The organism is Fusobacterium sp. IOR10, from assembly GCF_010367435.1.
In the GTDB taxonomy this organism is placed as follows: Bacteria; Fusobacteriota; Fusobacteriia; order Fusobacteriales; family Fusobacteriaceae; genus Fusobacterium_B.
The window spans coordinates 1-25740 of the sequence record NZ_WJWY01000023.1; the positions used below are offsets into that span (position 1 = coordinate 1).

The window sequence follows — 25740 nt, forward strand, 5'->3', positions numbered from 1 at the left end:
TTATATTGATTATTATAATAATCAGAGAATTAAAATAAAATTAAAAGGATTAACTCCTGCAGAATACAGGAATCAATCCTTAAATTAAATATTAAATTTCATGTCCAAGAAAATGGGTTCACTACATAAAGGTGCTTTTCTTATATTTTTTTACTTGGAGTTTCCACTATAATTGCTTTAAATACATTATATGTTACAAAACCAAGAGGAGCTCCCTTTGGTTTATTTAAATTCTTTTTCTCTGTATAATCAACTGTTACTTTTTCTCCAACTGAAGCCTTTGAATAATGTGCTGCAAGTTGTGCTATTTTCACAATAAACTCTTCAGAATCTTCAAAATCTTCCTTTCTCACTATTATATGAGAACCTGGTATATCTTTTATATGAAACCAAATATCATTTTTATTAGCAAATTTAAATGTCAAATAATCATTTTCCTTATTATTTCTACCAAAATAAATAATTTTATCTCCTAATTCAACTGTCCCATATGTTGGTTCTTTGGCTTTTTTTTGTTTTTTTATTTTTCTTTTAACTTTAGATGTTATTATTTTTTCATCTGTTAATTCTGTTTCTATATTTTTTAATTGTTCAGTTGTTTCACTTGTATTTATAAAGAATAAAACACTTTCTAAATATGACTTCTTATTTTTATATTCAATAATTCTTTCATTGGAAATTTCCAATCCTTTTTTCAATTTAGAATATTTTTTATAAATTTTATTAAGATTACTTTGAGGACTTAAAAGTGGATCAATTTCTATTTCTATTTCTATTTCTTTTTCATTATAAAAATCGTAAGCTTTTACACTTTTATCTCCCTTTTTCACAGAGTAAATAACTGATGCAAAGATATCTCCTAAAATTTTATAATCCTTATAATTAGCCATAATTATCATGTCTTTTTCAATATTTTTAATTACTTTTTTTGATTTTTTTATTTCTTTTTCAACTTTAGACAATAATCTATTTTTTAATACTACAAGGGATGAAGCTAGTAATTTTGAGTTTACATATTCTGTAACCATTTCATTAAAAGTTTCATAATCTTTTATTTCATCATATTCTTTAGGTTGTATTTCTAGAACTGTCCCTAACATTGGAGTCCCATCTTTAAAATATATCCTAGATCTAATTGGTGCTTTTAAAATATTCTCTAAATCTTCATAGGATTTTAGAATTTCCACTGTTTTTTTCCCTATTCCATCTATATTTTGTAATAGAGTATTTTCAATTAAATACTTATTAAATTTTTCCCTATTAGTTGATTCTGGATTTTCTTTTTGGGATACTATTGGTTGTGCATACTTAGCTCCCTTAAATAAAAATCTCAAAGCATTTTCTTCTATGGCAAACCTTTTTAATAACCCTATAATTTCTTCATTTTCATCTGTTAAAATTATATTTGAACGCTTTCCCATTATTTCAAAATATAAATAATTTTTTTCATTCTCTCCTAAAGCATTAACCTTTAAAAAAGTAAATTTAAGTATTCTATCATATCCTAATTGTTCTATTTTTTTTAAAGAGGAGTTAACTATGTATTTTCTTAAAATCATTAAAAAATTTGAGTTTTCCTCTATGATTCTTTCTTCTTTTTTATCTATTATATAGCATATTGGAAAAGACGGACTACATGAAAAATTTAATTTTTTTTTCCCAAAATGCAAACTTAAGGATAAAGTGGAATTTTGAAAAATTTTTCCCACCTTTTTATTTAATATCTCTTCTTCCAATTCAGGAATAATCTTAGAAAGAGAAATTCCATCTAAATATAACATTAATTTTCCTTTCTAACTACAATTATATTTTTAGCATCTAGTACATTTAATTCTAAAAGTTTCCCGTCTTCTTTTTTTAGAATTATTTTCTCATTTTCTTTTATGTTTTCTATCATTAAATCATTACAGGAATTTATTCCATTTCCCATAAAATAATCTTGTACTATTGGTGTTCCTTTTATTTCAATTACAGATACTTTTGAGCCAATTGGAAAATCAGTTATTGAACTAGGTTTTAAAAATCTTGACTTATTTTTTAAATTTTCCAATATCTTTTCAAAAGTTTCTAAAAATACATTTAAATCATCTTCATTTATATTTTCTGTAATAGTTGTCATTATTTTCTTGTGATAATTATTATGATATTCTAGTGCTTTTCTTCCTTTAGGAGTCAATGACACATACACTTTTCTTCTATCTATATTGGATCTAACTCTCATTGCAAATCCTTTTTCTTCTAGCTTTGTAATTGCAACTGTAGCTGTTCCCATTGTTATTCCCAATCTCTCAGATAAAGTATTCATTGTTATTGAATCTTCACCCATAGCTTCTATTATGTGTAATTCTGTGTGGCTTAAACATTTAATTCCATTCTTTAAAGCTAAATCTTCAGACTCATAAAATAATTTATAAAATTTTTCAAATATTTCATTTACTTCTTTTATATAAGACATACTATTCCTCCTTTTTAAGATTAGAGATTCTTTCTCTATAATCTCCTTTAAAAACATAAGAGCCTGCAACAAAAATATTAGCTCCAGCTTCCTTACATTTTATTATTGTTTTATCTGTGATTCCACCATCAACTTCTATGTCAACGTCTTTATTCATTTTTCTAATTTCTTTTATTTTTTCAACTGAACTTTCTATAAAAGTTTGCCCTCCAAATCCAGGGTTAACACTCATTACTAAAACTAAATCTAAATCATTTATTAAATATTTCAATGCATCTGGAGATGTTCCTGGATTTAAAGAAATCCCTGCTTTAACTCCATATGATTTTATTTGTTGAATAACCCTATGTAAATGATTTGTTGATTCTGCATGTACAACAATTATATCTGCACCTGCTTTTACAAAATCTTCTATATATCTTTCAGGATTCATTATCATTAAATGAACATCGAAGGGAAGTTTTGTCTTTTCTCTAACGCATTTTATTACTGGTGCTCCAAAAGTTATATTAGGAACAAAGGCTCCATCCATAACATCTATATGGACCCAGTCTGCACCTGCTTTATCTATGCTTATAATCTCCTCCCCTAATTTGCTAAAGTCTGCTGATAGTATTGAAGGAGCTATTTTAATATTTTTCATGATTTTTCCACCTTTCATCTTTTAATTTTTCATATACTTGTTTATAAAAATTATATCTTGTTTCAGATATTTCCCCACTTTTTACCTTTTCTTTTATTACACAATTTGGTTCGTTAATATGTCTACAATCTAAATATTTACAACGATTTCCATCTTCAATTGAAAATTCTGAAAACAATGATATTAATTCATTATAGTCTTTTATTGGTGGCAACTCTATTGATGAAAAACCTGGTGTATCAATTACATAACCTCCACAAATAGATGGTAATAATTTAGAATCCCTTGTTGTATGTTTCCCAGCTTTTAACCTTTTACTTGTTTCTCCAACTACTAACTCTTTAGAATCTTGCAGAAAATTAAGAACACTTGATTTTCCAACTCCACTAGGTCCTCCAAAGGCTACTGTCTTATTTTTCATAATCTTTTCAAGACTATCTATACCTATTTTATCATATGTTGAAATTAAAAAAACAGGTATATTTATACTTTCTAAATATTTTAATTTTTCCTTTAACTGATTTTTTTCATCTTCTGATATTAAATCTATTTTGTTTATTACTACAATTGGAGCAACCTTATAATAAAAACTATTTAGCAACAAAATATTTAATCTTCCAAAATCTATAGCTGGATCCTTTGTTGCAAATTGTATAACTAAAAAATCCACATTTGAAACTAAAGGTCTATTTATAATATTTTTTCTTTCATATATTTTTATTATATTTCCTTCTTCAGATATTTCTACAAAATCTCCCACAACACAGTTATCTTTTTTATCATTTCTTTTTAGAATTCCCCTAAGTTTACACTCATAAGTTTCATCTTCTGTTTTAACATAATAAAAACCTTGAACCTTATTAATTATTCTTCCTTTTATATATACCAACTCCTTATTTGGAAATCACTAAATTTATACTAGAACCTGATGAAATTTTACTTTTAGTTTCTAGATTTGTATCCACAACAATCCCTGATTCAAGACCTTTGACTTCTATTGTTTCAACTTCTCCTATAAATATTGATTTCTTTTTTAATATTTCTTTAGCTTCTTCCAATGAAAAACCAATAATATCTGGAATTTCAACCATCTTGTTTGAAGTTCTGTTACTTGTTAATATGGATATCCCATCTTTAGAATTTACAATTTCTCCTGCTCTAGGATTAGTTGCTATTACTGAATTATAAGCAAGGGGATAATCTGTTCTTGCTATATTTTTTATTTTTATTCCTCTTTCTTCCAGTATTCTTTTCACTTGGAATAATTGTTGTCCAGAAAAATCAGGAACTTCATAATAATTTTCCCCAAGACTAATCCATATTTTAATAACTCTTCCCTTTTTTACAATATGACCAGCTTCTGGTTTTTGCATAAATATTTGTCCCACTGGTAATTTAGAAAAGTCTTTTCCTAATACTTCTACTTGTAGTACTCCCTTTGGAATTTTATCCTTTACTTCTTCTAGTGTCATTCCTTTAAAATCTGGATTAACATAAAAATTTTTGTTGAAATATTTATCTAAAAATATATTCATAGTAAAAAATAATGTTAACAATACTAGTATGCAGGAAAATCCTATTTGTAATTTTTTTTTCATTTTTCCTCCTGATTAGTACAAAAATTCTTTAATTGTACCTAGTAAAATGTTATCATATAAATCTTAAAATATCAATATTTAACTTGCTAAAACATACCTTAAATGATAAAATAAAATGTATAATTTATGATTAATTTTGTAAAGTTTAAATATATTCAGGAGGAAATTATGGAAGGTAGTATAGAGATTTTAATCCCTAAAGAAAAAGTAGAATCACGTATCAAGGAATTAGCAAGTATAATTGCTGAAGATTATAAAGATAAAGATTTAGTTTGTGTTGGTCTTTTAAAAGGTTCTGTTATGTTTATGGCTGAGCTAACAAAGAGCATGAATATTGATTTAGCAATGGATTTTATGAAAGTTTCTAGTTATGGTGGAGGAATAGATTCTACAGGAGTCGTTAAAATACTAAAAGATGTTGATGAAGATTTAACTGGAAAAGATGTTCTTATTATAGAAGATATTATTGATACAGGTCTTACTATTGCTAATGTTAAAGATTTCTTAGTGAAAAAAATGCCTAATTCTATAAAGGTTTGCTCTCTTTTAGATAAACCTAGTAGAAGAAAAGTTGATGTTAAGGGAGAATATATCGGTTTTGAAATTCCAGATGAATTCGTCGTTGGATATGGATTAGACTTAGATGAAAAATATAGAAACTTACCTTTCGTTGGAAAATTTATTCAAAAAAAATAGGAGATATAATGTCATTTAAACATAAAAAAAAATATGGTCAAAATTTTTTAACTGATCAAAATAATATATTAGATATGATAATTGAAGTTTCAAATCCTTGTGAAAATGAGGAGATTTTAGAAATAGGTCCTGGAGAAGGGGCTTTAACTGAACTTTTATTAAAAAAATCTAAAAGAGTAAATTGTGTTGAAATTGACACTGATTTAGAAAAACTTCTTAAAGCAAAATTTGAAAATGAAAAGAAATTTAACTTAATTATGGGAGATATATTAGAGGTAGATTTAAATGAAGTTTTAGTTTCAAATACTAAAGTCATTGCTAATATTCCTTATTACATTACCTCTCCAATAGTTAATAAATTAATTTCTCATAGAGACAAAATCAACGAAATTTATTTAATGGTTCAAAAGGAAGTTGGAGAAAGAATTTGTGCTACTTCTGGAAAAGAAAGAAGTATCCTTACGCTAGCTGTTGAATTTTTTGGAAAAGGAGAATATCTATTCACTATTCCAAAGGAATCTTTCACACCAATTCCTAAAGTTGATTCAGGATTTATTTCTATAAAACTACACAAAGATAAAAAATATGAAAATGAAATTTCAGAGGAATTATTTTTTAAATATGTAAAAGCATCTTTTTCAAACAAGAGAAAAAATATTGTAAATAATTTATCAACTCTACATTTTTCTAAAGATTTTATAAAAGAAAAATTAGAAATTTTGGGAATATCTCCAAATGAAAGAGCTGAAAATATAACTATTGATAAATTTATAGAATTAGCTAACTTATTTGAAAACAAATAAATGAAAAAATAAGGCTGAATATTAAAATTTATTCAGTCTTATTTTATAATTAGGAGTGTTTATATGAAAAGTTATGAATTTTTTATTCAAACTAGAAAAGAAGATATTGATTTTATTAATAAAATCATGGAAGCTTATGAAGGTATTGGAGTTGTAAGAACCAACGATCCTAAAAAAGGATTAATTACAATAATTACCACTACAGATTTTAAAGACATAGCAAAGGAAATAATCCTTGATTTGGGAGAAAATTATGTTGAAATTGAAATTCTTAGTGAAGGTTTGTGGAATGGTAATTTATAATAAAAACGGAGGTTATAAATGGAACGATTAGAAAATTTACTAAAATATATTTTAAGTGGTCTTGTTGAACATGAAGAATTAATAAGAATCTCTTATGAACTTATAGACGATACTGTTATCTTCAAAGTTAATGTTGCTAAGGGAGAAATGGGAAGAGTTATTGGTAAAAATGGTCTCACTGCTAATGCTATCAGAGGAGTTATGCAAGCTGCAGGTGTTAAAGACAAATTAAATGTTAATGTGGAATTTTTAGATTAGGAGAAAAAATGAATTTAGTTACTATTGGAAAAATATCTGGAACTCACCATTTAAAAGGTGTTGTAAAATCAAATCTTAATATAAGCGATCCCAATGTACTTATTAATGAAAAAGTTTTAATTGTAAAAGCTACTGGGGAAAAGATTATACTTACAGTCACTAAAGTATCTAGACTTGTTGGAGAAAAATATACAATTGAATTTGCAGAAATTAAGAATAAAACAGAAGCTAATATCTTACATAATGGAATAATAAAAGTAAATAGAAATGTTTTAGGATTAGCTGAAGGGGAATATCTATTGCAAGATCTTCTTAAAATGAAAGTTTTTTTAGAAGATGAGACTTTTATTGGAACTGTCACAGAGGTTTTTGATACTGCTGCTCATGATATTATTGTAGTTACTGATAATGATTATGAAGCTATGATTCCTAAAATAGAACCTTTCATTAAAGATATTAATTTTTCTGAAAACAAAATAGTTGTGGATCTTTGGGAAGGTATGAGAGAATTAAAAATAAAAAAATAACTTAAATATAAAGGGGTATAATTTGAAAATAAATATTTTAACTTTATTTCCTGAACTTTTCCATGCTTTTAAAAATCAAAGCATTATTGGAAGAGCTGTAAAAAATAATTTAATAGAAATTAATGTAATAAATATCAGAGATTTTTGTTTTGATAAACATAAACAAGCTGATGATATTCCATTTGGTGGAGAGGGAGGAATGGTTATGAAACCTGAGCCTCTTTTTCGTGCATTGGAACAATGCCAAGGGAAAATTATTTACACATCTCCCCAAGGTAAGACTTTTGATCAGCAACTTGCAATTAATTTAAAAAAAGAAGATGAAATAACTATTATTGCTGGTCATTATGAAGGAATTGATGAAAGAGTTGTCAATGAAAAAGTTGATTTGGAAATCTCCATTGGAGATTACGTTTTAACTGGTGGGGAAATCCCAGCTATGGTTATAATTGACACTATATCTAGGCTTATTCCTGGGGTTATTAAAAAAGCTTCCTATGAAAATGATTCATTTTTTAATGGTTTGTTAGATTACCCTCAATACACAAGACCTGCAGAATATAAAGGATTAAAAGTTCCAGATGTATTAATTTCAGGAAATCATAGAAAAATTAAAGAATGGAGAATCAAAGAAAGTTTAAAAAGAACTTATATTAGAAGACCTGATTTATTAAAAAATAAGGTCCTAAATGACTTGGAAAAAAAATTATTAAAAGAAATAATTTTAGAATTAGATAATAACTAAAAAAGGTGGAAAATCAATTATGAGAAATAAAATATACTTAGCTCTAGTGCATTACCCAGTTTACAATAAAAATATGGAGACTGTATGTACTTCTGTTACAAATTTTGATATTCATGATATTTCTAGAACTTGTAGAACTTATAATATCAAAGAATATGATTTAATTGTTCCTGTTGAAGCACAAAAACAACTTACTCAAAGAATTATTGGTTACTGGCAAGATGGATCTGGTGGAGAATATAATAAGGATAGAGAATCTGCTTTTAAACATACAAAAGTAAAGGACTCTTTAGAAGAAGCTATTTTAGATATTGAAAAAACTGAAGGGGAAAAACCTGTTATCATAACAACTTCAGCACATATTTATCCTAATTCAATTAGCTATACTGGACTTTCTGATAAAATATTTAATGATGATAAACCTTATTTATTTTTATTTGGAACTGGTTGGGGGCTTATAAAAGAAGTTATGGACATGTCTGATTATATCTTAGAACCTATAAGAGGAACTACTAAATATAATCATCTTTCTGTTAGAGCTGCTGTATCTATTATCTTAGATAGAGTTCTTGGGGAAAAATAATATTACCATTGGGAGATTAATATGAATAAAAAAATTAAAATTGCTCCTAAAGAAGATTTCTTTCATTATTTAGGAGCTAAGAATATCTTTGTAAAATTAATTTTATTCTTTAACAAAACTAAAACTTTAAAAATAAAATGCTCAGTTAAGAACCCTTCTTTTATTTTTGAAACTGACTTAATCTCCAAAGAATTAAGAAAAACATTTGGTTCTTCTGTTTCAGTAGAGTTTGAAATTACTTACAAAGATAACGAAATATCAAAGGAAACACTTATTGATATTGTTGATAAGGCTATTTATAAATTAAAGGAAAATAATGCCACATCTAAATCTTTTCTTTTTCTCTATAGAATCAATATTGAGCAAAACAAAATTATGATTGAACTTAAAAATAAAATCGCTATTGAAAATTTATATGACTCAAAAATAAATATTAAATTAGAAAGAATTCTTGCTGAATTTGGAATAAATAATTTTAATGTTTTTTTTATTCCTGGAGATTTTTCAAAGGAAATAGATAAATTAGAAAAAGAAAAAGAAAACATAATTTTTACTTTAAGTGAAAAGATAGATAAGGAGATAGCTGAAATTAAAGCTAACCCACAGTTATCAAAAGAAAATAATTCAAGTGATACTTGGACAAATAAAGCTGTTAAAAGAAATTCTAGAAAAATAAAAGGGACACCTATTTCAATTGGTGAATTTAAAGATATTTATGAGGGTGAATCTTGTATTATTCAAGGGGAAGTTTTTAGTGTTGAATCTAGAGAATTAAAAAATGGTACTATTTTAAAAACATTTAGAATAACTGATAATTCTAATTCTTTAACTATAAAAAAATTCCAAAAAAATAATGCCAATGATGATATTGAGGTTGAAAACTTTATTAAAGCCAGTGGTAGAAAACAATTGGATAAATTTTCTGACAATGAAGAGGTATTAATAGCTTCATCCATTAATAAATTAGATATAACCAAAGAAACTAAAGTTGATACCTCTGAAGAAAAAATGGTTGAATTACACACTCACAGTAAAATGAGTGAAATGGTAGGTGTCACTGAAATAACTGATTTAATAAATACTGCTAAATCTTTTGGACATAAAAGCATGGCTATTACTGACTATTCAGTTGTTCATACTTTCCCAATAGCCTTTAATCAAACTAAAAAAGATAAAGATTTTAAAGCTATTTTAGGATGCGAAATGTACATGATTGATGATGAAAAACCTATGGTTCTAAATCCAAAAGATATACCTATTGAAGAAGAAACCTTTGTTGTTTTTGACTTGGAAACTACAGGCCTTAACTCCCATGATAATGAAATTATTGAAGTTGGAGCTATAAAACTAAAAGGTACTAGGATTATTGATAAATTCTCTGAATTTGTTAAACCTAAAAATAAAATTCCTGAAAAAATTCAAAAATTAACTAGTATTTCAGATGCTATGGTAGCTGACGCTTTGGGAATAGAAGAGGTCTTACCTAAATTTATTGAATTTTCTAAAGATGCTACTTTAGTAGCCCATAATGCCAAATTTGATATGAGTTTCATTAGAAGAGATTGCAAGAAAATATTAAATATTGATTTTGATCCAACTGTTATAGATACTCTTCAAATGGCTAGAGATGTTATGCCAAATTTAAAGAGTTTTGGATTAGGTCCTCTTACTAAAAAATTAGGGGTTGCACTTGAAAGTCATCATAGAGCTGTTGATGATTCTCAAGCAACTGCAGGAATGTTTGTAATCTTCTTAAACAAGTATTTTGATATAGGAATTACAAATTTAAAAGATATTACTGGAGCTTTCCCACTTAATGTGGAAAAACAAGATACAATTAATATCATTGCCCTTGTTCAAAATCAAGAAGGTTTGAAAAATTTATATAAATTAGTATCATTAGCACATAAAGATCATTTTGGTAGTAAAAAAGCTAGAATCTTAAAAAGTGAGGTTCAAGCCCTTAGAAAAGGTCTTTTAATAGGTGGAAGTACAACTGTCCACTATAGAAATACCAATGATATTTCTTCAAATTATTTAGATTATAATTTCAAAGGTGTGGAAGAATCTATTCAATTTTATGATTATGTTGAGCTTTTATCTAAAGAAAATTTCAATGAACTTATAGAAGAAGATGGTACAAATAGAATTTCCAATTATAAAGCAGTTGAAAATATGAACTCTTATATTTATAACCTATGTCAAAAATATAATAAATTAGTCACTGCTAGTTCAAATGTCCATTACTTAGAAAGAGATGAAGCTAATATAAGAAGTATCTTGCTTTATGGTAGTGGAACAGCCTTCAATAAAAGACAATATTTAATTGATAATGGATTTTATTTTAAAACAACAAATGAACTACTTGAAGAGTTTTCTTATTTAGGTACAGATATTGCTAAAGAAATTGTAATTAAAAATACTAATGCTATTGCTGATAAAATTGAAAAAGTTCAACCTATTCCAGATGGATTTTATCCCCCTGAACTAGATAATTCTGAAAATATTGTTAGGGATATGACATATGAAAAAGCTCATCGTATTTATGGAAATCCGCTTCCTGAAATAGTAAATAAAAGATTAGAAAGAGAGCTTAATTCCATTATAAATCATGGATTTTCTGTTCTTTATTTATCTGCTCAAAAGCTTGTAAAAAAATCTCTAGACAATGGTTATCTTGTTGGTTCTAGAGGATCTGTAGGTTCTTCTCTTGTTGCTTTTATGATGGGAATAACTGAAGTTAATGCATTGTACCCCCATTATATTTGTGAAAATCCAGAATGTAAATATTCTGAATTTACTGACAAAGAAGGAGCTGGTGTAGATTTACCAGAAAAAAATTGTCCTAAATGTGGAAAACTTTTGAAAAGAGATGGACACGCTATTCCATTTGAAGTTTTTATGGGATTCGATGGGGATAAAGTTCCTGACATTGATCTTAATTTTTCTGGAGAATATCAATCTGAAATTCATAGATATTGTGAAGAAATGTTTGGAAAATCCAACGTATTTAAAGCTGGAACAATTTCCACTTTAGCAGAAAAAAATGCCATTGGGTATGTAAGAAAATTCTTTGAAGATCATGAAATTTCTGGAAATAATGCTGAAATTTTTAGAAGAGCTGCTAAAGTTGAAGGTGCTAAAAAAACAACTGGGCAACATCCTGGAGGAATGGTTATTGTTCCTAAAAATATGGAGGTCTATGATTTTTGTCCTATCCAGCACCCTGCTAATGACATTAATAATGACTCTATCACTACTCATTTTGATTATCACGTTATGGATGAACAGCTTGTTAAATTGGATATCCTTGGACATGATGATCCTACAACTATTAAAATGCTACAAGAATATACTGGAGTAAACATATATGATATTCCAATTGCTGATAGCGATACTCTTCAACTATTTTCTGGAACTGACATATTAAATGTTTCTCCTGAAGACATTGGTTCAACTATTGGAACATTTGGTGTTCCTGAATTTGGTACTCAGTTTGTTAGACAAATGCTTGTGGATACTCGTCCTAAAACTTTTGCCGAACTAGTTAGAATTTCTGGTCTTTCTCATGGTACTGATGTTTGGCTTAATAATGCCCAACAATTTATAAGAGAAGGGAAAGCAACTCTATCTGATGTTATCACAGTTAGAGACGATATTATGAACTATCTTATTGATAATGGCATTGAAAAATTAACTGCTTTTAAAATAATGGAGTTTGTCAGAAAAGGAAAGCCTTCTAAAGATCCTGAACAGTGGCAAAAATACTCTGATATATTAAAAGAAAAAAATGTTAAAGATTGGTATATTGAATCTTGTAAAAAAATAAAATATATGTTCCCAAAAGGTCATGCTGTTGCTTATGTTATGATGGCTATGAGAATTGCATATTTTAAAGTTCATTATCCTTTAGCTTTCTATGCAGCTTATTTAACTAGAAAAATTGATGATTTTGATTTTGAAATTATGGGAAATAGTGATTTGGCTAAGGCAAAATTAGAAGAACTAAAACAAGAGTCTAAGCTAGATGTGAAAAAGAAAACTCAATTTTCTATTTGTGAAATTGTTATAGAGATGTACGCTCGAGGATTTGAATTTTTAAAAATTGATTTATACAAATCTGAAGGTTTTAAATTTACAATTGAAGATGGAAAAATAAGAGTTCCTCTTCTTGGAATTAATGGTCTTGGATCTAGTGTTATTGAAAATTTAATTAAAGAAAGAAATAGTGACCAATTTCTTTCTTATGAAGATTTAAAACGTCGAACTAAAATTTCTTCAACTACTTTAGATAAACTAAAGTCAATTAATGCTGTTGAGAATTTAAGCGATACTAATCAAATCTGTCTTTTTTAGGAGGAATCTATTGTTTAAACATTTAGAAAAAAAATATTTAGGAGCTATATTAGTTTGCTTTGCTGCATCTTTATGGGGGTTGGATTCAATTGTTTTAACTCCAAGATTATTCAAACTAAAAGTCCCTTTTGTGGTTTTTATGTTACATTTTATACCTTTTATTACTATGACCTTATTCATTGGAAAAAGAGAATTTAAGAATATAACTTCTCTCCCTAAGCAAGATTTATTTTATTTTTTTCTTGTGGCCTTATTTGGAGGGACTTTAGGAACTTTAGCGATAGTTAAAGCTTTATTTTTAGTTAATTTTCAACATTTAACTGTTGTTACTCTATTACAAAAAGCGCAACCTATTTTTGCAATTGTTTTAGCTAGAATTATTCTTAAGGAAAAAATAAAAAATAATTTTCTCTTTTTTGCTCTTTTAGCATTAATTGGAGGATATATAATGACATTTGAATTTTCCTTACCTCATTCTTATGATGGAGATAATATAGCTTTAGCTGGAATGTATGCTTTGTTTGCTGCTTTTGCCTTTGGAAGTTCAACTGTTTTTGGAAAGAAAATTCTTACTAATTCATCATTTATAACTGCTCTTTATACAAGATTTTGCTTTACTTCTATCATTACTTTTTTAATTGTTCTTTACAATAAACAATTGAATTTAATTTTAGATGTAACTGGTTTCCAGTGGTTTATTTTTATTGTTATAGCTCTTACTTCTGGTAGTATGGCAATTATGATTTATTATAAAGGTCTTCAATATATTACTGCCAGTGTTGCAACTATTTGTGAATTAGCTTTTCCTATTTCATCAGTTTTATTTGATTATATCTTTAATAAAAATTTATTAACAGCTATTCAATCATTTGGAGCTATTATATTATTATTTTCAATTATAAAAATAAGTAAAAGTCAAAAATAAATATAACCAATAAAAGATGGGAGAACCCATCTTTTATTTTGTTAAAAAAAAGGTTTGACACACAAAATATTATATGGTACTATGTATTTGAGATTAAAATCTCTCTTTAGAACTCTGGTGACGTTTTAAAGATTTCCTACCCTAAACTTTAATAAATAAAAAAGAAAGAACCCCACAAAAGTGAGAGGTTCTTTCTTTTTTATTTTCATATTTTTATTTTTCGTCAAAATAACCTAATTCTTTTAAGAAAGGTTTTTTCTTTCTCCAATCACTTTTAACTTTTACCCAAAGTTCTAAGTATATTGGTCTATCTAATAACTTTTCCATTTCTTTTCTTGCTTCTGTCCCTATTTCTTTTAGCATTTTACCGCCTTTTCCTATTATAATACCCTTTTGAGAATCTCTTTCAACATAAATATTTACGTTAAATTTATCTTTACCTTCATCTCTTTTTTCAACATTTATTATTTCTATTGCAACTGAATGAGGAATTTCATCTCTAGTTTTCACAAGGATTTTTTCTCTAACTATTTCAGTCATTATTCTGTAAATTGGCATATCAGTATACATGTCTTCTGGGTAATATTGAACATCTTCATCTAAAAACATTTCCAATCTGTCTAATAATTGAGGAACACCAATTCCATATTCTCCTGCTATTTCAACAATCCCATCAAATTTCCCTAATTTTTCTTTTACTTCTTCCCTTTTATTTTCTAACTCTTCATCGTTCAGTTTATCAATTTTATTAATAACTAGAATTCTAGGAGTCTTTTTAGCCGATAGAACTCTTTCCATAACAAATTGATCCCCTGTACTTATTTCTTGAGTTCCGTCTAACATCATTAAAATAGCGTCAACATCTTTAAGTATTCTAATTGCACTATTTGTCATGTATTCCCCTAATAAATGTTTCGGTTTATGTATTCCAGGAGTATCTATAAATATGTACTGATTCCCCTTCACATTTACTATTCCTTTTATATTTTCTCTTGTTGTTCCTGCTTTATTTGAAACTATTGCTACTTTTTCATCAACTAATTTATTTATAAGGGTTGATTTCCCTACGTTAGGTCTCCCTACAACCGCAATAAATCCTGCTTTCATTAATTCTCATCTCCTATTCCTATTTTTAAATACTCTTTTCTTATTTCTTCTAATCTATTTTCCTTTATTGAATTTAACATTTCTTTTTTTCTTTCAGAAATGCATTTGTTTCTTATCATGCTAGGTAAAACTTCCCTTTCCAAATTAGCTTTTTTCCCATATTTTATAAATCTATCTTTAAAATTTTGATTTGTTATATCATAAAAAATTTTATCCACATGGGAATCCAACTCTATTTCTAATTTTTCCACATATTCCCTTAATTCATGAGAAAGATCTATAGATATTTCTGTAATAATATACTCATTTCCTCTATTAATTATAAAACTTTTATAATTATTTTTTTTTAATCTTATAGCCTCTAAATTTAACACTTCAGATATTTTTAATCCTGTTTCTGATAAAAGTTTAATAATTAAGCTATCTCTTTTTTCTTTTCTACTTTCTCCACAAACATCTAATATTGCCTTAATCTCATATCCTTTTATTTTTTTCCCAATTTTTATATGTTTTCTAGTTGTACTAATTTTTTCAACTGGGGAAGTAGCTATATAATCTTTTTTAACAAAATACTTATACATTGACTTTAATGATGTTATTTTTCTAATTATTGAATTTTCAGCATACTTTGATTTTAAATATTTCAAATAAACCATTATATCTTCTTGTGTTACCTCTAAAATGTCCTTTCCATTTAAATATTCTTCAAAATCCAATATATCCTTTTTATAAAATTCTATGCTTATTCTCGATACAATTTCTTCACTTTCTAATTTATAAAAAAATTCATTACTTAAGTTCATCTTAACTCCTATTTATAAAGTAATTCCTTTGCATGCTCTGATACTGCCTCAGTTATATTTTCCCCTGCTAGCATCCTTGAAATCTCTAGTATTCTTTCTTCTTCTGCTAATTTTCTTACAACTGCCACAGTTTTTTCATTGTATATTTTTTTCTCTATATAAAATTGTTCACTTGCTTTTGAAGCTATTACTGGAGAATGGGTTATACATAGAACCTGAACATTTTCTCCTATTTGCTCTAATTTTTCAGCTATTTTTCTGACTGTTTCTCCTCCTACTCCTGTATCAATTTCATCAAAGATTAAAATAGGAATATTGTCCACCCTTGAGAAAATGACTTTTAGAGCTAACATTATTCTACTTACTTCTCCCCCTGAAGCTATTTTTTGAAGAGGTTTCAATTCTTGGCCAATATTTGTTGAAATAAATATCTCAACACTGTCTGAACCATTTCTAGACATTACTTCTTTAGGTTCTAATTTTATTTTTACATTTACATTTTTCATGTTTAAAAACTCAAGCTCTTTTATCAATTCTTTTTCTATTATTTTTATATGTTTTTCTCTAAGTTCTCTAAGTTTTTTTGCATAAATCCAATACTTTTCTTTGTACTCACATCTTTTTTTTATTAAATTAGAAACTTTAAATTCATTTTCATCTAATTTATTTAATTTTTTTTCAATATCATTTTTAAAATTCAAAACATCTTCAATTGTTTTTCCATATTTATCCTTTAATCTCTTTAGTAAATCCAATCTTTCAATTACTTCTGAAAGTCTAGCTTCGTCAATATCTATTTCACTGTTTAGGTTTTCTATAGAACTAACACAATCATCTAATTCATAATAAATTCTCTCTATTTGTTCGTAAATATCTTCAAATTCTTTTCCATAGCTAGATATTGTTTCTAGATTTTTTTTACAAGTATGTATTATACTTAGAGCATTTATTTCTTCATTTTTTAATCCTAATTCTGAGCTCATTAACTTTTCTTTAATTTTTCCAGCATTAAAAAGTCTTTTATATTCCACTTGAAGTTCTTCATCTTCTCCTAAAGTTAACTGTGCATTATTTATCTCTTGCAATTGAAATTCATAAAATTCTTTTCGCTCAGCTAAATCTTTTTTGCTATCTTCAATATATTTAATTTTTTTATTAACTTCATTATATAAATTAAAGTTGTTTTCCAATTCTTCTCTAATTTCTATTGCTTCCTCTTCTGAAAATTTATCTATTAATTTAATATGATTTTCTTTATTCAAAAGCATTTGATGTGAATGTTGACCTACTATATCAACTAGTGTTCTCATAATTTCTTTTAAAGATCCTAAAGAAATTCTAACTCCATTTACAAAAACCTTTGTTCTTCCTGTTCTTTCTATAATTCTTCTTATAATTATTTCTTGATCTTCTACTTCTATTCCCAAATCCAATAGTTCTTTTTTTTGATTTTCATTAATACTAAAAATACCTTGAGCAACTAAAGGTTTATCTTCCGTCCCCAATATATCAACTTTAGTCTTTTCCCCTAGTAATAAGTTTACACCACTTAATATAATTGATTTTCCTGCTCCTGTTTCACCTGTTAAAGCAACTAATCCACCACCTATTTCAATATCTAATTTTTCTATTATAGCCAAATTTTCTATTAAAAGTTCTTTTAACATAAATTATCGCCCCACCTTAATTTTTCCTTTAAAACAGAATAATAATTTCTATTTTCATGTACAAATAAATTTAATGTTTTTTCTGAATATTCTATTTCAATTTCATCATCTTCTTCTATTTGCCTAATCATTTCTCCATCTACAATTATAAAGCATCTATCATATCCTTTAACATGCTCTACTCTAATTTTTCTTTTAGAATCTATTACGATTGGTCTACTACTTAGATTGTGAGGAGCTATAGGAGTTATTAGAATGGCTTCTAGATAATGGGATAGTATTGGTCCCCCTGCTGAAAGAGAGTAGGCTGTTGACCCTGTAGGAGTTGCTATTATCACTCCATCTCCTTTATATCTATTTATTTTATCTATATCACAAAATAAATCTAAAGATGTTAACCTTTTTCCCATTCCACCATTTGAAAAAACAACTTCATTTAATGCATAAAATTTTTCTGAATTTATTTTTATTTCTAAAATTCCTCTTTTTTCAACTTTATAATTTCCATTTAAAAAACTTTGGCAAGCATCAATAGCTTCTTCTAGTTTTGTTTCTGTTAAAAACCCCAAACTCCCAGCGTTTATTGCTATTGTTACTAAATTTTTTTTTATTATTTCCTTAGCAGCTCTAAGTAAAGTTCCGTCTCCACCAATAACTATTGCAAAATCAGCCTCTAGGATTTTTTCTGAAGATAAAATTAAAACCTTATTTTTTTTAAAAAAATTTGTTATTTGTTTGTATGCTTCTATAGCTTTTCTTTTATCCTTATTATAGAATATTACACATTTTTTTTTCATACTAACCCCTTATTTTAAAAAATTCATAGGATTTATAGGTTTTAAATTCATTCTAATTTCATAATATAAATTTGGTACTTTATTAATTGAATAACCTAATATACCTATCCCTTCACCTTGAACAACCTTTTGATTTTGGACTACTTTAGAAGATATTAGATTTCCATAAACACCTATAGTATTATAACCATAGTCTACCATTATAACTTTTCCTAACCCTTGAATTTTACCAGAATAAATTATTTCTCCTTTAAAGGACGCCCTTACAATATTTCCTAATTTTCCTCTCATTTCTATTCCATTACTTGAAATAGATTTTGTTTTAGGATCATTAAAATTCATAACAACCTTCCCATTTGTAAGGGGATATACTGCCCTTCCTAGTTTAGAAACAGCTGTTGAATACTTAACTGTTCCAACATTTTTTATTCTAGAATTAATTATATTTTCTATTTCTTTTTCTATTCTTTTTTTCTGTTTCTCCAGTGTTGAAATTTTATTAATATGAGATTTCTTTTCTTGTTCTAATTGTTTTATTAATTTATTTTTTTGATATTGTTTCTTTGAGATTTGATTCTTTTTTAAATTTAACGAATTTTTTAATTTTGCTAGTTTAATTTTTTCCTTTTCTATGTTAGCTTTAACTTCTTTTATGTCATGAGTTACATCTTTTATTTTTGTCATTCTATTTAAATCGTTATACAATATTTTAGAAAATTGTCTTTTTAATATTCCTTCTTCTTCGAAAGATAGTTTAGACTCTTTTCTCCTATTCCAGGCTATTATCTTAGCATCAAATTCTGATTTTTTTCTTTGAAGTTCATTTGAAGAAAACTTTAAATTTGTTTCTCCATAATCAATATTTTTCATAATTGATTTAATTTCCAATTCAATTTCATTTCTCTCTTTTAAAATTTCTGAAATTTCTTTTTTTATTTCTTTGATTTGCTCAGTAACTGTTTTTTTAGTGTTATCTATAACTTCAATTCTTTCATGTTTAACTTTAATTTCATTGTTTAACTTTTTTATTTTTTCTTTCATTTGATTAACATTTGAATTTCCAAATGATAATATTGAAACTAAAAAATAAAGTAATACTATTCTCATAAAATTTCACTCTTCTTTACTGGAAATTTCCAAACAATTATAATTAAAATAAGCACTAAAAAGCTTTGAATATAAAGAACTTGAAATAAGCTCAATATGTTAATATTCTTATTTAAATTTAATATATACTGTCTTAAAATAAAGTATAAGTTAAAATAAATTGCTGTTCCACTTAAAATTCCCAAAGTGAATTGTAATACATTTATATTTTTTGCTCTTATTTTTATCCTTGAACCACTTTTACCATTTATTATCATTGCTAAATAATCACTTTGAATTTGTAAAGATACTATAAAATATAATATTATTAATGAAAATAAACTTCCTGCAACAAATATATTTTTCATTAATTTATAGAGTTTTGACAGAGAATTTATTTCTTCTGAGTAACTTCCATTTATAAAATATTCCTTTATTCTTTTATCCTCATCTAAAATATTTTGTATTTTTTCTAAAGAAGAATTATTATTAAAATATATTCTCATTGAATCTGGAAGTGGATTTTCCCCTCTAGGAATAACAATTCCCAGGTTACTCTGTAAATTTTTAAAAGCAATATAGCTATCCATATAAATAACTTTTTTTATTTCTGGGATATTAAGTAAATATTTTTCAATATCTCCCTTTTCCTTTGTGGAAATATTATTTTGAAGTTCAGCTGAAACAAAATTAACATTCTTTAATTTATTTAACTGATAATTTGAATTTAGTATTCCTGAAATAAAAAAATTAAAAAGAATAGAAACTAAAATAATGCTAAAAAAACTTTTTTTTATATCTGTATAAATTTTTGATTTTTTATGTACTTTTTCTAATTTTTTAAACATAATTTCTTCCTTCCATTCAATATTATTAAATAGAGGCAAAATAAAATTTGCCTCTATTTAATGTAATTACTTATAGATTTTCTTTTATTACAGAAACTAATTTCTTAGAAGTTAATTCATACTTTTCTAATAATTCTGCCCCTGTTCCACTTTGTCCAAATCTATCATAAATTCCAACTTTTTTTATTTTTGTTGGGTGTACTTCTGATAAAAATTCTGAAACAGCTGAACCTAATCCACCAATAACAGAATGTTCCTCTGCAGTAACTATAAATTTAGTTTCTTTTGCTGCTTTTAATATTGTTTCACCATCTAAAGGTTTTATAGTCCCAGCATTTATAACTCTTACTGAAATTCCTTCAGCTTTTAATACTTCTGCTGCTTCTAAAGCTTCTGCTACCATAAGACCTGTAGCCACTATTGTCACATCTGTTCCTTCTTTTATTGTATTAGCTATTCCTATTTGGAAATCATAATTTTCATCAAATAAAACTGGAACTCCTAATCTTCCCATTCTTATATAAACAGGACCTTCATATTCTGCTGCTGCATATACCATTTTTTTTGTTTCAACTGCATCTGCTGGACATAATACTACCATTCCAGGTATAACTCTCATTAAAGCAATGTCTTCTATAGATTGATGTGATCCACCATCTTCTCCAACTGAAATTCCTGCATGAGTTGGTGCAATTTTAACATTTAATTTAGGATATGCCACTGTATTTCTAATTTGTTCAAAAGCTCTTCCTGCTTCAAATACTGCAAATGTTGATGCAAAAACAACTTTTCCACATGTTGCAACCCCTGCTGAAGTTCCTATTAAATCTGCTTCTGCAATCCCAACATTTATATGTCTTTCTGGGAAAGACTTTTTAAATATACTAGTTTTTGTTGATCCAGATAAATCTGCATCTAGTACTACTACATCTTTATTTATTTTTCCTAATTCGGCTAAAGCTTCTCCATAAGCTTCTCTTGTCGCCTTTTTTACCATTGTTATCCCCCTTATTTGTTTAGTTCTTCTAAAGCTTGCACTTCTTGCTCTTTTGTAGGCGCTTTTCCATGGAATCCACATACGTTTTCCATAAATGAAACTCCCTTACCTTTAGTTGTTCTAGCAATTACAACAGTTGGTTTATTTTTAACTGTTTTAGCTTCATCTAAAGCACATATTATTTCATCAAAATTATGTCCATTTATTTCTATAACATGCCATCCAAAAGATTTCCATTTATCAGTTAAAGGTTCTACTCCCATTACTTTGTCTACATTTCCGTCAATTTGAAGATTATTACTATCTACAAAAGCACATACATTGTCAAGTTTGTAGTGTGCTGCTGTCATTGCAGCTTCCCAAATTTGACCTTCTTGTTGTTCTCCATCTCCCATAACAACATATACTCTATAATCATCTTTGAATATCTTTCCATTTAATGCCATTCCATTTGCAACAGAAAGACCTTGTCCCAATGATCCAGTTGAAATTTCAACTCCTGGAACTTTTTTCATATCTGGATGACCTTGTAATATAGAACCATATTGTCTTAATGTCATAAGGATTTCTTTATCAAAGTAACCTTTTTCTGCAAGTACAGCATATAATGCTGGAGCAGCATGACCTTTAGATAATACAAATCTATCTCTTCCCTCCATTTTTGGGTTTTTAGGGTCAACATTCATTTCGTGGAAATATAATGTAGTTAAAATGTCAGTTGCTGACAATGACCCTCCTGGATGTCCAGAATTTGCTTTGGTGATCATTTTAATAATGTCTTGTCTTATTGCCTTTGCTTTTGTTGATAAAAGATTAATATCCTTCATTGTTTCTCCTTTCAATTTATATTTATAAAATATTATTTTATTTTATAACTTAACCCATTCATGAAACTAGAATCTTTTAATTTAGAATTTATATTTCTATAAATCTTTTTATTAAACTTTTCATATTTCAAATTACCAAAAAATAAAAATATTACCAAAAATAAAATAAGCGGTCTAAATAATTTAGATTCTTTTTTTGTACTTTTTAATATATATATTAAAGATAATATTAATAAATAAACATATTCTTCTGTTGAAGAACTTAATTTAATAACAATATAGATGCATATCATTATAGAAATAAACATTAAAATTTTAGATGTATCTTTCCTCAACTCTTTATCTACAACAGGTACGTGTAACAAAGCTCCTCTTGCCCAGCCCTTTGGGAAAAAATCAAAAATTAAATGAACTCCAACTGCACAGGAAAATCCCATGATAAACATTCTAAACAAATAACTTTCATCATTCTTATAAAGACTTAAAAGAAAAAATATGATTATAGGACTGTGAGTTAGAATATTTCTATGTTTTAATTTAAGTTTAAAATCCCAATCTGGAAATTTTATTCCTATTAAAAAAGCACTAAATGAAACAATAATACCTGTCATTCCTATATTCTCTATGTTCCTCAGTATAATTTCCATGTATTTCCTCACTATTTAATCATATAAATATATTCTACTATATTTTCTAAAAAAAATCACTATTTTAATATACTTTTAATTAAAAGTTATAATAAAAAAAATCTCCAGTAATTATTTACTAGAGATTTTAATCCTATAAAATCTTAGCTAAAACTCCATTTAAAAATTCATATGACTTAGCATCTCCATATTTCTTAGCTAATTCCACAATTTCATTGATAACTATTTCTTTTGGGGTTTTTTCAAACATTAGTTCATAAACTGCTGATTTAAGAAGAGCTCTTTCAATAACTCCTATTCTATCATAACTCCAACCTTCCATCTTTAAAGATAGTTCATTTAGAATTTCTTCGTTATGTTCTTCTATTCCTTTAACATTTTTTTCAATAAACTCTCTTTCTTTTTCATTAATTTTTTTTCCATCTTCTCTTGTAATATAATTAGAATAAATGTCAACTAATGATTCCTCTTTGATTTCTGCTTCAAATATAATCTTAAATAAATCTTCCCTTGCTGCTCTTCTGCTCATCTCTTCCCCTTTTATTTCTTAAATCTTTCTAATATATTGCTGAAACAATTTCTAATTTCTTCATTATCACTTACTATATAGCCTAAACCTGTTAGGAATATAATAAATATTGTGGAAAAAAATCCAAAAACAAGAACTAAAATTGCTATAATAAAACCAATGATAGCTCCTAAAGCTTTTCTTTTATTTTCCATTATCAAGATAATAAAATCATCTAACATACAGCCTCACCTCTTACTTAATTCTCTTTTACCTTTAATGAAACTTTTTTTATTTTAATTTCTATTGTTTCTATATCTAATTCCAATTTATCTTGTATTTCTGATTTTATTTTTCTTTGTAATTCTTCACTTTTTTCAGCTATACTTCTATTTGTTATCATATCCAAATTAATTAATATATAATGTTTTTTTCTTCTTTTCCCACATATAATCTTTGTATTTTTTATTTCTTTATCAGTTGATAATATTTCCTTTATAACTCCCTTTATAGAATCTAAAGAAATATTAACAGTTCCTAGATCACTTTTTATTATATATCCCTCTTCTTTTTTAAATAAAGAAATAAATTTTATAATAATTATAAATATGTATGTTACTGAAACTGCTAAAATGAGCATGTTTCTTGAAAATATATCATCTTGAAAAGCAATTAAATACTTAGGAATAAAAACATAAACTATACCTAAAGAAGCTAATACAAGCATCCCTACCCAAGCTATAAAAAATAAAAACTTTTTAAACATAAAATCACATCCCCTTTTTATGCATTTTCTTCTGGAATCTCAACAATTTCTTCTATCTTTATATCTTGAATAAATACATTCACTTCAACTACTGCTAAAGCTGTTAATTCAGATACAGCTTTTAATACTGCCTCTTGAACATTTTTAGCAACATCAGAAATATGATATCCATATTTTATTATTATATAAGCATCTATGCTACATTCTTTTTCTCCAACTTCAACTTTTACTCCTGTTGTTGTTCTTTTCTTACCTAACATTTTGCTAACTTCTCCAGCTACTCCTCCTGCTAATTTGTAAACTCCATCAACATCCTCAGCAGCTTTAGCTGCAATAGTTCTAACCACATCATCTGCTATTTTTATATTTCCTAAGTTGCTCATAATAATAAACCCCCTTCTGTAAATTTAAATTAATATACTACTATTATAACCCAAATTCCTTTTCAATGAAAGCAGTTGTTACATTTCCTTTTTTATAATTTTCATTTTCTAGAACTTTTAGATGAAAAGGTATTGTTGTTTCCACACCTTCTATTATAAATTCATTTAAAGCTCTCTTCATTCTAGCTATAGCTTCCTCTCTATCCATTCCAAAGGCTATAACCTTACCTATCATTGAATCATAATATGGAGATATCTCATATCCTTGATATGTATGTGAGTCTATTCTTATTCCAATTCCACCTGGAACTATATATTTAGTTATTTTTCCAGGGCATGGTAAAAATCCGTGCTCTGTATCTTCTGCATTAATTCTGCACTCAATAGCATGTCCATAAGGAACAATATCCTCTTGTGACATTTTTAAAATATCCCCTTCAGCTAATACAATTTGTAATTTAATTATATCTAAACCAGTTACTGCTTCAGTTACTGTATGTTCAACTTGAATTCTTGTGTTCATTTCCATAAAATAAAAATTATTGTTCTCATCTAATAAAAATTCAAAAGTTCCTGCAGAATCATAATTAATTGCCTTAGCTAATCTTACTGCTGCTTCTCCCATTTCTTGTCTTATTTTTTCTGGTAGTCTAAATGATGGAGATTCTTCTATAAGTTTTTGATTTTTTCTTTGAATAGAACAATTTCTTTCTCCTAGATGTATAACATTCCCATGTTTATCCCCTATAATTTGAATCTCCACATGTTTTGGATTTTCAACATATTTTTCAACAAAAACATCTGGATTATTAAAAGCTGCCTCTGCCTCATTTTGAGCTGCAACCATATTTTTTTCCAATTCTTTATCGTTTCTAGCTATTCTCATACCTTTTCCACCACCACCAGCAGTGGCTTTAATCATAACTGGATATCCTATTCTTTCTGCTATTTCTTTTTTAGCTACTTCTACATTTTTTATTATTCCAGTTCCATTTGTAACAGGAACATTATTTTCAATAGCCTTTTCTCTAGCTGTTGCTTTATCTCCCATATTTTTTATACATTCATGATTTGGACCTATATAAATTAAATTGTGTATTCTACAAATTTTAGCAAATCTTGCATTTTCAGCTAAAAATCCATAACCTGGATGGATAGCATCTGCTTCTGTTATTTCAGCTGCTGCAATTATATTGGGAATTTTCAAATATGACTCTGTTGCTGAAGCTCCTCCTATACACACAGCTTCGTCTGCCATTTGAACATGTAAACTATCTTTATCTGCCTCTGAATAAACTGCAACAGTTTTTATATCCAACTCTTTGGCTGCTCTTATTATTCTAATAGCTATTTCTCCTCTATTTGCAATAAGTATTTTCTTCAATTTCACCCTCCAATTTCTACAATAATCT

The 25740-nt window shown here is 26.9% G+C and carries 29 protein-coding genes; 10 read left to right on the forward strand and 19 right to left on the reverse strand.

Annotated features, from left to right (window positions below):
- Window positions 1-88 (forward strand): IS3 family transposase (locus tag GIL12_RS07210; protein WP_163469728.1); only part of this gene is annotated, 88 nt, incomplete at its 5' end.
- Window positions 89-140: 52 nt separating this feature from the next.
- Here the strand turns inward: GIL12_RS07210 and GIL12_RS07215 are convergent.
- The 5 genes from GIL12_RS07215 to GIL12_RS07235 are packed head-to-tail and all read right to left on the reverse strand — an operon-like array spanning window position 141 to window position 4696.
- Window positions 141-1781 carry an NFACT family protein gene (locus tag GIL12_RS07215; protein WP_163469831.1) on the reverse strand — a complete coding sequence of 547 codons (1641 nt, stop codon included), beginning with the start codon at window positions 1779-1781 and terminating at the stop codon, window positions 141-143.
- Window positions 1781-2455, reverse strand: a complete 675-nt coding sequence (locus tag GIL12_RS07220; RefSeq protein WP_163469832.1) for a MarR family winged helix-turn-helix transcriptional regulator — start codon at window positions 2453-2455, stop codon at window positions 1781-1783. Before GIL12_RS07220 ends, GIL12_RS07215 begins: the two co-directional genes overlap by 1 nt.
- 1 nt (window position 2456) lies before the next feature.
- Window positions 2457-3101, reverse strand: a complete 645-nt coding sequence (gene rpe / locus GIL12_RS07225; RefSeq protein WP_203522571.1) for a ribulose-phosphate 3-epimerase — start codon at window positions 3099-3101, stop codon at window positions 2457-2459.
- A complete protein-coding gene (gene rsgA / locus GIL12_RS07230; protein WP_239056081.1) occupies window positions 3085-3987 on the reverse strand; it encodes a ribosome small subunit-dependent GTPase A in 903 nt (300 codons plus the stop codon). The genes rpe and rsgA overlap by 17 nt, the downstream gene beginning before the upstream one ends.
- 4 nt (window positions 3988-3991) lie before the next feature.
- Window positions 3992-4696 carry a PASTA domain-containing protein gene (locus tag GIL12_RS07235; RefSeq protein WP_163469834.1) on the reverse strand — a complete coding sequence of 235 codons (705 nt, stop codon included), beginning with the start codon at window positions 4694-4696 and terminating at the stop codon, window positions 3992-3994.
- A gap of 168 nt (window positions 4697-4864) precedes the next feature.
- Here GIL12_RS07235 and hpt point away from each other — a divergent pair, with 168 nt between their 5' ends.
- From hpt to GIL12_RS07280, 9 genes are all read left to right on the forward strand, one after another.
- On the forward strand, window positions 4865-5392 hold the full coding sequence (gene hpt / locus GIL12_RS07240; RefSeq protein WP_163469835.1) for a hypoxanthine phosphoribosyltransferase: 528 nt from the start codon (window positions 4865-4867) through the stop codon (window positions 5390-5392).
- 8 nt (window positions 5393-5400) lie between these two features.
- Entirely contained in the window at window positions 5401-6195 is a 795-nt protein-coding gene (gene rsmA, locus GIL12_RS07245) for a 16S rRNA (adenine(1518)-N(6)/adenine(1519)-N(6))-dimethyltransferase RsmA (protein ID WP_163469836.1), read from the forward strand.
- Window positions 6196-6258: 63 nt separating this feature from the next.
- On the forward strand, window positions 6259-6498 hold the full coding sequence (locus tag GIL12_RS07250) for a DUF4911 domain-containing protein (protein WP_163469837.1): 240 nt from the start codon (window positions 6259-6261) through the stop codon (window positions 6496-6498).
- 18 nt (window positions 6499-6516) lie between these two features.
- On the forward strand, window positions 6517-6756 hold the full coding sequence (locus tag GIL12_RS07255; RefSeq protein ID WP_163469838.1) for a KH domain-containing protein: 240 nt from the start codon (window positions 6517-6519) through the stop codon (window positions 6754-6756).
- A gap of 8 nt (window positions 6757-6764) precedes the next feature.
- Window positions 6765-7283: a ribosome maturation factor RimM gene (rimM, locus tag GIL12_RS07260; RefSeq protein WP_163469839.1), complete on the forward strand. Its 519-nt coding sequence runs from the start codon at window positions 6765-6767 to the stop codon at window positions 7281-7283.
- Window positions 7284-7305: 22 nt separating this feature from the next.
- The gene (gene trmD, locus GIL12_RS07265) at window positions 7306-8028 is read left to right on the forward strand and encodes a tRNA (guanosine(37)-N1)-methyltransferase TrmD (protein WP_163469840.1); all 723 of its coding nucleotides are present in this window, start codon (window positions 7306-7308) and stop codon (window positions 8026-8028) included.
- Window positions 8029-8047: 19 nt separating this feature from the next.
- On the forward strand, window positions 8048-8611 hold the full coding sequence (locus GIL12_RS07270; protein ID WP_163469841.1) for an RNA methyltransferase: 564 nt from the start codon (window positions 8048-8050) through the stop codon (window positions 8609-8611).
- A 21-nt stretch (window positions 8612-8632) separates the two neighbouring features.
- Complete coding sequence (locus GIL12_RS07275) at window positions 8633-12967, forward strand: PolC-type DNA polymerase III (protein ID WP_163469842.1); 4335 nt, start codon at window positions 8633-8635, stop codon at window positions 12965-12967.
- Between the two features lie 10 nt (window positions 12968-12977).
- A complete protein-coding gene (locus tag GIL12_RS07280; RefSeq protein WP_163469843.1) occupies window positions 12978-13892 on the forward strand; it encodes a DMT family transporter in 915 nt (304 codons plus the stop codon).
- A 213-nt stretch (window positions 13893-14105) separates the two neighbouring features.
- Here the strand turns inward: GIL12_RS07280 and era are convergent, their stop codons facing one another.
- From era to accC, 14 genes are all read right to left on the reverse strand, one after another.
- A complete protein-coding gene (gene era, locus GIL12_RS07285) occupies window positions 14106-14999 on the reverse strand; it encodes a GTPase Era (RefSeq protein WP_163469844.1) in 894 nt (297 codons plus the stop codon).
- Window positions 14999-15802, reverse strand: coding sequence for a site-specific integrase (locus tag GIL12_RS07290; protein ID WP_163469845.1), 804 nt, complete (start codon window positions 15800-15802; stop codon window positions 14999-15001). The genes era and GIL12_RS07290 overlap by 1 nt, the downstream gene beginning before the upstream one ends.
- A gap of 8 nt (window positions 15803-15810) precedes the next feature.
- Complete coding sequence (recN, locus tag GIL12_RS07295) at window positions 15811-17469, reverse strand: DNA repair protein RecN (protein ID WP_163469846.1); 1659 nt, start codon at window positions 17467-17469, stop codon at window positions 15811-15813.
- Window positions 17463-18266, reverse strand: coding sequence for an NAD(+)/NADH kinase (locus GIL12_RS07300; protein WP_163469847.1), 804 nt, complete (start codon window positions 18264-18266; stop codon window positions 17463-17465). Before GIL12_RS07300 ends, recN begins: the two co-directional genes overlap by 7 nt.
- Window positions 18267-18275: 9 nt before the next feature.
- Window positions 18276-19373 carry a murein hydrolase activator EnvC gene (locus GIL12_RS07305; RefSeq protein ID WP_163469848.1) on the reverse strand — a complete coding sequence of 366 codons (1098 nt, stop codon included), beginning with the start codon at window positions 19371-19373 and terminating at the stop codon, window positions 18276-18278.
- The gene (locus tag GIL12_RS07310; protein ID WP_163469849.1) at window positions 19370-20200 is read right to left on the reverse strand and encodes a permease-like cell division protein FtsX; all 831 of its coding nucleotides are present in this window, start codon (window positions 20198-20200) and stop codon (window positions 19370-19372) included. Before GIL12_RS07310 ends, GIL12_RS07305 begins: the two co-directional genes overlap by 4 nt.
- Window positions 20201-20270: 70 nt before the next feature.
- Entirely contained in the window at window positions 20271-21197 is a 927-nt protein-coding gene (locus GIL12_RS07315; protein WP_163469850.1) for a transketolase family protein, read from the reverse strand.
- Window positions 21198-21208: 11 nt separating this feature from the next.
- Window positions 21209-22024 (reverse strand): transketolase, encoded by an 816-nt coding sequence (locus tag GIL12_RS07320; RefSeq protein ID WP_163469851.1) that lies wholly within the window; start codon window positions 22022-22024, stop codon window positions 21209-21211.
- Window positions 22025-22056: 32 nt separating this feature from the next.
- Entirely contained in the window at window positions 22057-22671 is a 615-nt protein-coding gene (locus GIL12_RS07325) for a hypothetical protein (protein WP_163469852.1), read from the reverse strand.
- 133 nt (window positions 22672-22804) lie between these two features.
- Window positions 22805-23200: a transcription antitermination factor NusB gene (gene nusB / locus GIL12_RS07330; protein ID WP_163469853.1), complete on the reverse strand. Its 396-nt coding sequence runs from the start codon at window positions 23198-23200 to the stop codon at window positions 22805-22807.
- A gap of 11 nt (window positions 23201-23211) precedes the next feature.
- Window positions 23212-23421 (reverse strand): DUF2273 domain-containing protein, encoded by a 210-nt coding sequence (locus tag GIL12_RS07335; protein ID WP_163469854.1) that lies wholly within the window; start codon window positions 23419-23421, stop codon window positions 23212-23214.
- A gap of 17 nt (window positions 23422-23438) precedes the next feature.
- Window positions 23439-23945 (reverse strand): alkaline shock response membrane anchor protein AmaP, encoded by a 507-nt coding sequence (gene amaP / locus GIL12_RS07340; RefSeq protein WP_163469855.1) that lies wholly within the window; start codon window positions 23943-23945, stop codon window positions 23439-23441.
- A gap of 17 nt (window positions 23946-23962) precedes the next feature.
- Window positions 23963-24328, reverse strand: coding sequence for an Asp23/Gls24 family envelope stress response protein (locus GIL12_RS07345; protein WP_163469856.1), 366 nt, complete (start codon window positions 24326-24328; stop codon window positions 23963-23965).
- A gap of 43 nt (window positions 24329-24371) precedes the next feature.
- Window positions 24372-25718, reverse strand: coding sequence for an acetyl-CoA carboxylase biotin carboxylase subunit (gene accC / locus GIL12_RS07350; protein ID WP_203522568.1), 1347 nt, complete (start codon window positions 25716-25718; stop codon window positions 24372-24374).
- Window positions 25719-25740 lie beyond the last annotated feature (22 nt).